This is a genomic window from Nitrosarchaeum sp., assembly GCF_025699065.1.
Classification (GTDB): Archaea; Thermoproteota; Nitrososphaeria; order Nitrososphaerales; family Nitrosopumilaceae; genus Nitrosarchaeum.
On sequence record NZ_JAILWF010000001.1, the window covers coordinates 327,567 to 339,961 of the forward strand.

The window sequence follows — 12,395 nt, forward strand, 5'->3', positions numbered from 1 at the left end:
CCATGCAAATCTTGAAAGTGTTTGATTGGAAGACATATATTTTCACGGCAATTGCAGTTATCTCATTTTCAAACTTTATGGCAGTATTATTTGGACAAACTATACCTGCAACATTTATGACATTTTTCAAATATGCCGGAGAGACAATAATTTTAGCAACTGTCTTTTTGTTTGCACTTACATGGTTTTTAAAAGCAAGACCACATAATCGTCCAAAAAACTATTCAATAGTGGTGTTTGACGTGTATGGGCAGATAAGCAAGATACAAGATATTCGTACAGAATTCAAAACGCATGATGTAGCATGGAGTTTTATGAAACAGTACAAAAAAGAATACCCGTTATACAATTTTGCAATGGTATCAAAGCTTTCAAAAACAGACAAACCAACTATTTTCAGATATATCTAAAAACCATACAAGATTCAGACTTTTATTCAGGATGATGTAATAAAACTAGAGTGGAGTTTGCCATTCTAGCTGATGCATTTAGTAAAATGGAGTCAACTACAAAAAGACTAGAACTGACTCAACATCTAGTAGAGTTATTTGAAAAAACGCCACAAAACGTAATTTCAAAAATCGTTTATCTTTTACAAGGAAAACTCAGACCAGATTTTGAAGGAGTTGAATTGGGGGTAGCAGAAAGATTAGCAATAAGAGCAATTGCAAAATCGGCAGGCTCTGATAGTGCCGAGAAAAAAATAGAGGAAGAATATAGAAAGAGTGGAGATTTAGGACATGCTGCATCTAAAATTTTGGAACAAAAAGAACAGACAACATTCATGATGCAAGACATTACAGTTGAGCGAGTTTATGAGAACTTGTTTACAATTGCAAAGTTAGAAGGTTCAAAGACTCAAGATAGGAAAATGAAATACATCTCAGGGTTGCTAAACGATGCAAATCCAAATGAAGCCAAATTCATCTTAAAGATTTTACTTGGAACATTAAGACTAGGCGTAGCAGAAAACACAGTAATGGATGCTCTTGCAATTGCATTTACAGGAAATAAAGAAAACAGAAAAGCATTGGAGCATGCATACAATGTATCAAGTGATTTGGGTAAAGTTGCAGAAACAATTGCAAGTAAAGGACTCGAAGGCATAGAAGAATTTGAAATCAATTTGTTTAATCCTATACGACCAATGCTTGCAGATAGAGTGAAAAGTGAAGAAGAGGCAATTGAAAAACTAGGCAATATTTTTGCAGTAGAATACAAGCTTGATGGAGAAAGAGTTCAGTTACACATTGAAGGAGAGAAAGTGATATTATTTTCAAGAAGTTTAGAAAATATCACGAGTTATTATCCAGACATTGTAGAAAAAATTCCTAAAACAATTCAAGCACAAAAAGTAATTTTAGAGGCAGAAGCAGTAGCAATAAATGAAAACACTGGAGAATTTTTACCGTTCCAAGAACTGATGCATAGAAGAAGAAAATATCAAGTAGAAAAAGCAGTATCACAGTATCCAATTACTGTAAACTTTTTTGATGTATTGTATTACGATGGAAAAAGTTGTCTTGGATTATCATACAAAGAAAGACGAAATCTGTTAGAAAAAATTGTAAAAGAAGACGATTATGCAAAACACATACCAATGAGTACGGTAAAAAGTCAAGAAGACATAGAAGAATTTTTGGAAAACAGTATCAACGCAGGATGTGAAGGAGTGATGTTAAAGATGTTAGATAAACCATACCAAGCTGGGTCCAGAGGTAGTTACTGGTTAAAACTAAAAAGAGAATACAGAAATGAGCTCGGAGATAGTCTTGATCTAGTAGTAATAGGAGCATTTTTTGGAAAAGGTAGAAGAACAGGAAAGTATGGGACGTTACTTTTAGCTTCATATGATTATGATACGGATGTTTTTACAAGCATATGCAAAGTGGGGACAGGATTCACAGATGAAGACTTGGATCAGCTCTATCAAATATTATCAAATAAAGTAACAATAAAGAAAAATCCAAGAATAGATAGTGATATGGAAGCTGATGTTTGGTTTGAGCCAGAATTAGTAATTGAAGTCGTAGCATCAGAAATTACTTTAAGTCCAATCCACAAAGCAGCAAGAAATGAGATCAGAAAAGATACAGGATTGGCGTTAAGATTTCCAAAATTTACTGGAAAAATAAGATTAGAGAAAGATGCCGAGGACGCATCGACTAATGAAGAGGTATTGACCTTATTCAAAGGACAGAAAAAAGTAGCTCATGATAAAAATTTGATGTGATTTGTGCTCAATAATTCCAAAAAATCATAGAGGATTTAAATTACCTCACGATATTTTGGAATTCAGAAATGTATAGCGGAGAGCTTGAAGTTCAAGCAAAAAGAAAGGCTATAGCAGTTTTACAAGACGAAATCAACCGAATCTTAAATGCTGCCAGAGAACTTGCAACACTACCAGATTTGATGATGAAAAAAGACAAAACAGGTATTAAAAATTCATTGGAGCAGATATCAACTATCGAAGAAGAAGTAGAAAATCTTAGAAGAAAAATAACTAGAGAAGTTGCTGACGTTGGTGGTTTAATCATGAATAGAGAAAATCTCCTAAACACAGCATATACAATGGATGAGATTGCAGGTTACATTACTGGAATTGCATTCAAACTTTCAAACATCAAGATTACTACATTAAAGAGCGCAAAGTTAGACGAAGATATTACAAAGTTGATTGAGCTGGTTGTAGACGAGGTTTACAAACTAAATGAAATCATACGTAGTCTAAATACCAATACTGCTAATGCCATTGAACTTGCACAAGAAACACAAAAAATAGAACGTGAGATAGACATCAAATATAGACATGCTACAATCAAGCTTTTATCAGAAGTTACTAACACCAAAGAGCTATTGCTGATAAAAGATGTAATTGAAGGAATTGAAGAAATGTCAGACAAATGTCAGCGTGTCTCTGATTCTTTCATATTATTAGCATTGAGTCTATAACACATTCACCACACCTAACTTTTTACTTAATTTTTATCTTGATTCACAAAACAAATGATAAATTACCCAATTTTAAAAAAAACCATTACAACATACATGCGTAAAATAGAGAATTCATATACGCAAGTAAATTAAAAAAACTAAATGAAAACAGAGCTTGTCGAAAATAGAATAATTGTATGGAACATTGAAGATTCTCGTAAATTATTTAGTCATGGATATTATGGCAAACCGATTGGGATATCAAAACCAAAACCGGAAGAGATTAACGTTCCATTAATTTTAGACCTAATTGAAGGGCTTTACCTACTAGAAAATAAAAAAATTACAATTTACAAATCAAATCAAAAGATCACAATAGATTACATGATAGAGATGTGTAAAAAGGAGTATCATGATTTTGACAAAAAATATCTAGTATACAAAAACTTTCGCGATAAAGGATATGTAATTAATCCAGGAATAAAGTTTGGATGTGATTTTGCAGTTTATGAGAAAGGTCCAGGTATTGATCATGCACCGTTTTTAATTCAAGTATACAATAGAAGTGACCCAATCACATCCACAGGAATTGTTTTAGCAGGAAGATTAGCAACTACAGTAAGAAAGCAATTCATTTTGGCAATTCCAAGAGGAAAAGATAAAGTAGATTTTCTAGCTCTTGATTGGTGGAAGGCTTAGAGTTTTTTTATGTGTCCAGCTATTCTATCATAAATCTCAAAAAGCTCTTTTGTAATTCCAAATGAAAGATGATTTTTCCATTTAGGTCGAATTCGAATAGCACCGTCAGTTGGTTCGACAAATATTGTTGCATCATCAATTGATTGTTTTGCAATCATCTCATTAAGCTCGGCATCTTCATTTAGTCTTCTTGCAAGACTGCCACTACCATTCCATTCTACTTTAAGAATAGTCTTTGATGAAAAATGCCCCTTTGTGATTAGTTTAGTTTTAGTAACATAATCTTGATCATTTTGTCCGGATTCCTTTCTAACAATAAAGTGTGCCTGATATCTATCTAGTGCGCCCCATGGCATTGGATTTGTATCTTGCATCGCTATCCCTTTTGAATAATTTGAATTACATCAATATTAGAATTAGCAACATCAAGGCAACCCTTGTTTGATACCATTCTAGGTGTTTGAGAAAAATATCTACTATAATACTCGCCTTTTTCAACATCATCACTTCCAATCTCTTTAGATTTAGAATCTACTCCGATCGCCTTTAACATATCAGAGAATTTCTCAGGCCAGGATTTTAAAACAAATGTATCTGACTCAGAATCATGCATAAAATACAAAAAACCATACCCACAAATAAAGATATCAAGAAATTATTCTAAGAGATCAATCGAATTAAATAATACAAAAGTTTCGTAAGTATATCTATGCTGAAATTTCAAGGCAAAGTTGCACTAGTAACTGGCAGTGGAACAGGAATAGGTCAAGCCATTGCTAAAAAATTTATTGAAAATGGTGCCAGTGTGATAATTTTGGGCAGACGAAAAGAACCCTTAGAAGAAACATCAATTATGCTTAAAGAAATTATTTCCAAAGTAAACAGCGGAGCATCAGTAAGAATTTTCTCAGGAGTGGATGTAAGCGATGAATCTGGAATGAATGAAATGTTTGATACATTAAAAAAAGAAAATGTTACAGTAGATTATGTAATTAATAATGCGGGTGTTTCAGGCCCGGTAACATGTTTTTCTCATGCATCACTGGATGAATTCAAAAGTGCTGTAGAGATTCATTTGACAGGTACATTTTGGGGTTCAGTACAAGCTCTCAAAGTAATGAAAGAAAATGGCAAGATTGTAACAATATCTACATTTTTCACTGAAGAAAGACCACACGAACAAAGACCATACAGATTTAGAAGTCCGTACACTGCAGCACAAGGTGCAAAGAACAGGTTAGTTGAGGCTATGTCTTGGGAATTAACTGATAAAAAAATCATATCTATTGGAACAAATCCAGGTCCAGTTCACTCAGATAGAATATACAAGACAGTATATCCAAAAGCAGCAGCGGAATTTTTACGTGTCACTGGATTTGAAGACTTGACACCTGTTCAAGTTGATGCAACAAATAAAGAACTATTCCCATTACTAGGAGAAGATGAAAATGTGGTAAAAGAAGGAATTACAAAAGCTGCACAAAAATTAGCAAAAGAGATGAACAAAGATGTTTCAAAATTAACTGTTACAATTACAAACCTATTAAACAAAATTCAAACGATAGCTGAAAAAGTTCAAAAAAATACATCACATATGATTGCAGACCAGCAATTCTTATCACAAGTTCAAGTTGCTGAATCAGTTTTGAATCTGTGTGATGACAATATTGCAAAAATATTAAACGGCAAAGTAATTCCGGGGGATAGAGTATTTTATCCAGTAAAACCATTCATTGGTACAACAACACCAGGAGTTCACCAACCTGACTTTACAGGAAGATCAGTTGTTTTTACAGTTGATGCAACTGAAAAATCAGACGCACAAAGAGTAGAGTATCTTGCTCAACACGTTATAAAAAATGGTGGCAAAGTTGCATGTTTTATCTCTGAATCAACTCCCAAAGAATTACAAGAATACATCAGCTCAAAGTTTCATTCACACATAGTAAATATCAAGAATCCAGATGAAGTTAAAAAATGGCTAAACACTGCAAATACTAATCTTGGAAGTATTTTAGCGGTTATACATATCACAGGTAAACTACCAAACATTTCAAAATTAGTCGAACTATCAAGAGCAAAATGGGAAGAACTAGTTGAAAAATTCATCACCACGCCTGCAATAGTAGGACAAGGTGCACTAGAACAATTTGTTCCAGGAGGAGGCAATGACCCAAGACTATTCAAAGATGCAAAAGGTGCACTGATGATAATTGGTCCAGATTTGCCTGTTGGTCCAAAAGTTACAGGAATGCAAAGAGCACAAGTAGAGGTATTTCGTGGGGCCCTAAGACCATTTACTACTACAGTAAATCAAGAACTTAGTGATGTTCTAAATTCAAAAATTAGATTATTTACTATTTTCCCAGGTTCTGTAACAGGAATAGAACCAAAAAATGAGAAAATAGTTCAAGCGTTGAATTTCCTAGTAACTGATAGTGCGCTTGATTCATCGGAAGTCACATTTTGTGTTGATGAATCAAGATTAGAATGAAAAAATTTTCTGAACTTAAAGTTGGAGATGAGTTTTTTTCCACGTGTAGTATTTCCGAAAAAGAATTGACAGAATATTTCAAATTCTCAAGGGTGAAAAATGCATTTTTAGAAGACATGCAAAATGCAAAACAGAAAATTGTTTCTGGAAGAGCAATTTTATCTAGAATGGAAGGAGAGTTTACTAGGCTGAGTCAAATTTATGGCAACCACATAGTTTTTGTTGGAACGGATGGGGATTCTGAATGGGAGAATAGAAGTAGCAGATTTCTAAAACCGCTATATACTGACGATGTATTGAAGATAAAATTTACAATATCTGCAAAAGAAGACATCGATGATGAATTTGGAAAGATTGCAATTAACTATGAAGGAACAAAACAAGACGGAGAGATAGTTGTACTTTCAAGGAAAAACTGGTATAGAATAAAAAAATCAATAACCTAGATCATGATATCTAATTGGTTTTAACTCACACGTACAGTCTTCTCTTTTTCCACATTTAGGGCAATTACAAAGGCACGTCAGTAATGAAGTATCACATACATTACACTTAGTATATTCAGCAAAATCTTCTCTCATTTGATATAATTATAGATTAAAGAAAAATAAACCTAAAATTATCAATCTTAAAATTTGTTTGATATTTTATGGAATTCCATACAAGTATCAACTAGAGGTAGAACACCATAGAGGATTAAACACCATTGTATCAAATAACAACATCATACAATTGCATAGTAATGGTTTAAAGTAAATATTAAAAATATACAGCATGACTTTAGATTGCAATTGCACAGTCAATGATTACGGAGAACTCCTCCAAGAATGCGAAGGACATAAAGAAGCCAACTTCATGAAATAAATTTTTTAAAAATTTTGATGCCCCCTCAAAAATGGAGGCAAATGAAATGCGTTAACTAGTTTATGTGAGCTTTTTGGCTTCCAGCTAACACCGCGAGATGTCCCTGACTCAATGAAATGGCAAATACAAAACACAGTAATAATAAACATTAGTTAAAAAAAGACACTTTTTAGTAAACTCTTACAACATATTTTTATGAAAATGTAAAAAATGTATTAAATTCACGTTAAAAATAAAAATAATATAGATTTTAAAGAAATTTTTAAAATAATATCCCGAGTAAAAGTCTGCTGCACACACAGAACATGTTTTGATCAAATATACAATAATTTAACAAACAAAAATAAATTTTCAGACGCAGAATCAAAAAATAATTTGATCGCAGCCAAAATAATAATTGATGAAACTAGAATTTGCAAATATCTTTCTTTGATATCTAATGAAAGTCTTGCACCGACTAATCCACCAGCAAATGCGCCGGCAGCCAATAATCCTGCGTGTATAAAGTCAGGGTGACCCAAAATACTGTGAACAATAACTCCAGATAGAGATGCAAAAAGCAAAATAAATTGTGATGTAGGAGCTGCTTTTTTCATAGTCATTCCCATTCCAACTACCATTAATGGAACAAAGATGATACCTCCACCGATTCCAAAAAAGGACGATATTATCCCTGCAAAAAAACTTGCACCTATTGCAAATACGATCATTTGTTTTGTTAGAGTCTTTTCTCTAGTCTCTATCTTTTTTCTCAAAAATATATAGACAGCAGAGGATACTAACACTAATCCGAATAGAACCTTAAAGATCGAAGGAGTTACATCACTTGAAATATAAGCACCAAGTATTGTACCAGGAATACACAGAAGTCCTAGCTTTAATCCAAGAGAATATTCAATTCGCTTTTGTCTAGAATATGAAAATGTAGAAGCTACGGCATTACTAAATGCCGCAAACAAACTATTGCTTGCAGCTAAAGTGGGAGGAAACCCAAAAAAAGTCAACACAGGAACTACAATTATTCCACCGCCAAGACCTATCATCGAACCAAGGATTCCAGCCACAAATCCTAATGGAATGAACCATAATTGATCAATCAAGATATTCAACCATGCAAATTGTAAACATTACTTAAATTTAGTTTGATATGATAAGCTTCCAAAGATATCCATCAGAATTTGTAGTAATTTCTAAGAAGAGTTGTTTATCTGCCAATCCACTTATCTCAGAGGAACTAGTAGTTCGCTTTGCCTCCAAGTGATGAGATTTTGCAGCATCAATCCATTGAGATATAGATTCAAAATTTCCAGGTTTTTTATCTTGCCAACAATCACACACAAGAGAATTGATCATAATTTGATAAGTTGTCTTTAGTGAATCAAGATTAGAAAGATATGGGTCTGTTTGGATTACACCAAGTACAGCATCAGGATAATCTAAAGTTCCAACCATGTGAATGTTTCCAAGAAAGTTACCCTCATGATCTTTAAGCTCAGTCGAGGTACAGTAATTGATTGAATTTTGTTTTATTTCATCCTGATAAAAAGTACAATATTTGGCAATAGAACTACCTGTGAATGTTAATGGACTGGACATCAAAATTCCATCTGATGCAAGTGATGATTTTAAAATAGAATTAGAATCCACATAAGAGAAATTCAGTTTTTGATACACCGTAGGCTCACGTAAGATTGGTTCAACAGTTAGTTGACTAGAAGTAATACCCAGAAAAACAAGGATGATTCCAATGCCGACAACAATTGGTAGTAGAACGGTATTTTTCATTTTATCGTTTAATTTTTCATTAATAAAATAAGGTTTTGCAATTCTAAATTGAAATAATACTTAACTTGGAATCTTTAGTAATGTTAAATTTATCTACAAAACCAGAAGTGACCTCTAATATATACAGGGCTTTGCCATCAGGGGCAAAACTTTGACAGGTCATCGTCTCAAGAGCAGTTTTACATGGGGGAACATTTTTTTCAATATGAATAATGTTTCCGTTTTGATCAAACCAAATCATATCAAGTGAGAATTGCATGTTTAACATCCAAAGAGAATAAACGCCAACCTCATCAAATACAAAGATCATTCCTTGATCATATGGGAGCTGATCTTGGAACATTAATCCCCTTACTCGTCGCGGTTCAGTATCTGCAACTTGGACTTGCAATGCAATGTCATCTATTTTGATTGTACCTCTTGGAAATTGTACAGATTCTAGTTTACTGTCACTTGGAATAGACATCAATCCAACAACCCCAATTATCACTGCAGCTATTGTCACTGGGATCAGAGTCTGAGTTCTAGTTGCCATAAAATTAGTGTGAGTTTCCTTTTAAAATAGTTAGAGTAAATAACCGAATTTAAACGCCAAACGACTTGAATTTTTTATCACACTTTACACATTTTAGTCCTTTTGTTTCACTACCGCATTGTTTACAACGCAAGGAAACACCCAATACTACTTTGGGGTTGATTTTTGAAGTTTTGATGATCAAAGCCACCACTAAAATTATTCCAACTGCAATTCCAATCCAAATAAGTACCATACATAACAATACATTAAATGCATATTAAAACAGTGGCACCAATAGACCTATAATTGAGAGTCTAAAAATGTTAAATCTAATCTTTGTGTTGTTAATTCATGAAGCCTCATTCTTGTAGGAATTGTGGAAAAGAATTATGGCAAAACCAGAAAATTTGTCCTAGTTGTAAACAAAGTACAGGATATGACGGTCCAGATTAATTTGAAGCATAATCAAATTTCAAGGCCCATCAAGAATTGATTGAAGTTTCTCTATGACAATATTGTGTATTATTATCTCCATAGGAATTGATGAATTTGCCACTAGGTTTTGATTGTCTTTTATTGCCTTTTGAACTCTTTCTTTGATTTCTTGATCTTCAAAGATTTGTTTTCTTAATGAAAACGCATCTTTTTGATTCTTTACAAAAATTTGCAGCCAGTAATATCCAGTCTGACTATCATCAATATTGATTTCAGTTATTTTCATAACAATATTTCTCAAATTACTATTTTAACATACAGAGCAATAATCAGAGATTAGTCAGTACATCCAAATTTTTTTGCCCAAGGTTCATCTGAGAACTCACTTTCAGAACAAAACAAAGTGGATATTTTTGCATTGCCTGATTCTAAAATTTTCTCATTAATATTAACATCGTTGCAATATACTACTGCAAGCATTCTACCATAACTGCCTTCGGGTTGTCCATCATCTTCATCAACTAAAACAGAAGAACCAACAGGGCATATATTGGCAACAAAATCTTTTGCAACCTTACCTTCCAAAGTATTTATCTCAGGAGCACTGACCAATGCAAATCTTACAGATCTTTCATCAACCTTGATGGTATCACCATCAGTAATTTTTGTTATTTTACCTGAAAAACAATCAGAATTACCAATACATTTCGAAGTAGATGATTCAACGGATGGAGGCGTAATTGTTTTAGAATCTATTTGCAATTTTTCGGAAATAATCTCAGTTACCTCAGATATTGGAATTTGTACTTTGACTTTTTCGGTGTTTTGAGCAGATTCATAATATAAAAAAACTGCCAAAACTCCAAGTAGAATCATAAGAATAATTCCTAAAATTATGAAATTCAATGATCATACATAGTATTATACAAACTTAAGATAATGTTTGTGCGATAGAAAACACAGCCGAGACCCCCAAACAATATACAACTAAAGTACTTAGAATCACCATGAATCCATTATTTCAACTTAGTACAAGAAGATATCAAAAAGAGATCATTCTTGTTAAACAAGCATTGGATGACTTGGAAAAAGAATGCGATGAAACTAACGGATATACAATTGATGTTCCATTTGAGAAGTTTGGATGGACATTTTTCAATATTCAAATTAGTGAAAAAATGGCAGAAAAAATTGAAAAATCAGGCATGATGAAAGGGGCTTTAGGGTTTAAAATTGGAGAGCAGATGACTAATTTTATAGGACATTATCTCGAAACCAAAGGGAGTAACGTTCGAATCAAGAAAATAGATTATGGATAGTTTATGACAAAGTATCAAACTCTAGGATCTCTCTTTGTTCCCCATTTGTGTTCAATTTGCAGATGTGTCTCTAACTTATTAGGAGAATTCACAATCACATTACAAATAAGACAACGATAGATCATAGAAATAAAATTAGAGAGATCTTAGATTAAAGTGATTGGGTATAATGAAAAACTAGTTTTTACGTCTTCTGTAAGGATTTTTTTCATAAAATTTTTCAATATTTTCATTCCATTGTTTGGATTCTAAAAGATGAGATCTAGGATGAGGTCTTTTTCCATTATTTGATAAAATATCACTGTGTTTATCATAGAAACTATCAGTTTCATTAATCAAAACATCAAGAAAATCAGATGCTTCTTTTGCTTCTTGACCATGAGGATCTCGATGAGATATAATTGAATTTGATAATGTGTCAATTTTTGAAGTTTTTAGTTTGTATTCACTTAAAACTCGATGTTCAAAAGATATCATTTCACAATATGCTCAAATTTACTAGTGTATGTTCATTTCGATTGATAGAAATTACAAAATAAAATTATACTAAATAACTTTATTCAGTTTTATATTTCAGATTACATGTTGGACAATACCAAGATACGGATTCGCCTTGTTCAAGAAATATCATTCCAAAACATTTGGGACATTGACCAATGTCGTCATTCATTAATTTTCTAAATTAGCTATTCAAATTAAATATTTCAAAAAACACTAACGAGGAATTGGAATACTAAAACGAATTTTGAGTGCTTCCACCCTTTTTCGTTTATTCCTTTACTGTCATTAATTACGACAGTTCCTCGCCATACATTATACAACTAAATGATATTAAAGAGATTCTACTAAAAATCATTAAATTCATTTGAATAATATTAATTAAACTTAATGAATGTAAATGAATTTATACCATATTAAAAATTACATGTTTTAAAAAAATAACAATAAAAAATTACAATAAATAATAGATCATTTTAGAAATTTCCAATTTAAACCTTAAATATTAAAAATTCTTATAATGTATGATGTCGAAATCACTTTCGGCTGAATAAACTGCGTGACCCTGCAGAACAAAAAAAGGCAATCAGTCGTTTAACGAACTGACCACGAGAGGAAATCTCTCTATGTTCTGTAATTGAGGGTTACGCCTTTTCTACTCTTTAACCAGTGGCAATACAAAAGAAATACAGAGAATCTTAAATGTCAGATTCACGTAATGAGTAATGAGATTCAGGTCACAGTTTGTATGTTTTCGTCCTAGCATACAAAGACTAGAATCTTTTTTAAAATAACATCCAAATTAACACAGATGGTTTTTATTCAATAAATGCGTAATAGATGTGGA

The 12,395-nt window shown here is 32.5% G+C and carries 16 protein-coding genes; 7 read left to right on the forward strand and 9 right to left on the reverse strand.

All coding sequences use genetic code 11. The features are described 5' to 3' along the window. Positions 1 to 2 precede the first annotated feature (2 nt). The 4 genes from K5782_RS02035 to endA all read left to right on the forward strand — a co-directional run bounded on the left by K5782_RS02035 (position 3) and on the right by endA (position 3,636). Positions 3 to 410 (forward strand): hypothetical protein, encoded by a 408-nt coding sequence (locus tag K5782_RS02035; RefSeq protein WP_297463587.1) that lies wholly within the window; start codon positions 3 to 5, stop codon positions 408 to 410. 50 nt (positions 411 to 460) lie between these two features. Next, positions 461 to 2,233, forward strand: coding sequence for an ATP-dependent DNA ligase (locus K5782_RS02040; protein WP_297463589.1), 1,773 nt, complete (start codon positions 461 to 463; stop codon positions 2,231 to 2,233). 68 nt (positions 2,234 to 2,301) lie between these two features. Next, positions 2,302 to 2,955, forward strand: a complete 654-nt coding sequence (locus tag K5782_RS02045) for a DUF47 family protein (RefSeq protein WP_007550841.1) — start codon at positions 2,302 to 2,304, stop codon at positions 2,953 to 2,955. A gap of 144 nt (positions 2,956 to 3,099) precedes the next feature. Next, positions 3,100 to 3,636, forward strand: coding sequence for a tRNA-intron lyase (endA, locus tag K5782_RS02050; RefSeq protein ID WP_297463591.1), 537 nt, complete (start codon positions 3,100 to 3,102; stop codon positions 3,634 to 3,636). On the opposite strand, the gene K5782_RS02055 is transcribed toward endA, so the two are convergent. Then, entirely contained in the window at positions 3,633 to 4,010 is a 378-nt protein-coding gene (locus K5782_RS02055) for a hypothetical protein (RefSeq protein WP_297463593.1), read from the reverse strand. The genes endA and K5782_RS02055 overlap by 4 nt on opposite strands. Positions 4,011 to 4,012: 2 nt before the next feature. Then, positions 4,013 to 4,249 carry a hypothetical protein gene (locus K5782_RS02060; RefSeq protein WP_297463595.1) on the reverse strand — a complete coding sequence of 79 codons (237 nt, stop codon included), beginning with the start codon at positions 4,247 to 4,249 and terminating at the stop codon, positions 4,013 to 4,015. Positions 4,250 to 4,345: 96 nt separating this feature from the next. Between K5782_RS02060 and K5782_RS02065 the strand changes: the two genes are divergently transcribed. After that, positions 4,346 to 6,130 (forward strand): SDR family oxidoreductase, encoded by a 1,785-nt coding sequence (locus tag K5782_RS02065; RefSeq protein WP_297463597.1) that lies wholly within the window; start codon positions 4,346 to 4,348, stop codon positions 6,128 to 6,130. Continuing rightward, complete coding sequence (locus K5782_RS02070) at positions 6,127 to 6,576, forward strand: hypothetical protein (protein ID WP_297463599.1); 450 nt, start codon at positions 6,127 to 6,129, stop codon at positions 6,574 to 6,576. The genes K5782_RS02065 and K5782_RS02070 overlap by 4 nt, the downstream gene beginning before the upstream one ends. Before the next feature lie 732 nt (positions 6,577 to 7,308). On the opposite strand, the gene K5782_RS02075 is transcribed toward K5782_RS02070, so the two are convergent. The 6 genes from K5782_RS02075 to K5782_RS02100 form a co-directional block, all read right to left on the reverse strand. Continuing rightward, positions 7,309 to 8,094 carry a sulfite exporter TauE/SafE family protein gene (locus K5782_RS02075; protein WP_297463601.1) on the reverse strand — a complete coding sequence of 262 codons (786 nt, stop codon included), beginning with the start codon at positions 8,092 to 8,094 and terminating at the stop codon, positions 7,309 to 7,311. A 37-nt stretch (positions 8,095 to 8,131) separates the two neighbouring features. Then, positions 8,132 to 8,779 carry a hypothetical protein gene (locus tag K5782_RS02080; RefSeq protein ID WP_297463602.1) on the reverse strand — a complete coding sequence of 216 codons (648 nt, stop codon included), beginning with the start codon at positions 8,777 to 8,779 and terminating at the stop codon, positions 8,132 to 8,134. Positions 8,780 to 8,822: 43 nt separating this feature from the next. Then, on the reverse strand, positions 8,823 to 9,314 hold the full coding sequence (locus K5782_RS02085; RefSeq protein WP_297463604.1) for a DUF192 domain-containing protein: 492 nt from the start codon (positions 9,312 to 9,314) through the stop codon (positions 8,823 to 8,825). A 49-nt stretch (positions 9,315 to 9,363) separates the two neighbouring features. Continuing rightward, positions 9,364 to 9,549 (reverse strand): hypothetical protein, encoded by a 186-nt coding sequence (locus K5782_RS02090; protein WP_297463606.1) that lies wholly within the window; start codon positions 9,547 to 9,549, stop codon positions 9,364 to 9,366. Positions 9,550 to 9,768: 219 nt separating this feature from the next. Continuing rightward, positions 9,769 to 10,017, reverse strand: coding sequence for a hypothetical protein (locus K5782_RS02095; RefSeq protein WP_007550854.1), 249 nt, complete (start codon positions 10,015 to 10,017; stop codon positions 9,769 to 9,771). Between the two features lie 50 nt (positions 10,018 to 10,067). Then, complete coding sequence (locus tag K5782_RS02100) at positions 10,068 to 10,637, reverse strand: thermonuclease family protein (protein ID WP_297463608.1); 570 nt, start codon at positions 10,635 to 10,637, stop codon at positions 10,068 to 10,070. 101 nt (positions 10,638 to 10,738) lie between these two features. On the opposite strand from K5782_RS02100, the gene K5782_RS02105 reads away from it, so the two are divergent. After that, a complete protein-coding gene (locus K5782_RS02105) occupies positions 10,739 to 11,050 on the forward strand; it encodes a hypothetical protein (RefSeq protein WP_297463610.1) in 312 nt (103 codons plus the stop codon). A 177-nt stretch (positions 11,051 to 11,227) separates the two neighbouring features. Here the strand turns inward: K5782_RS02105 and K5782_RS02110 are convergent, their stop codons facing one another. Beyond that, positions 11,228 to 11,527 carry a hypothetical protein gene (locus K5782_RS02110; protein WP_297463612.1) on the reverse strand — a complete coding sequence of 100 codons (300 nt, stop codon included), beginning with the start codon at positions 11,525 to 11,527 and terminating at the stop codon, positions 11,228 to 11,230. Positions 11,528 to 12,395: the final 868 nt, after the last annotated feature.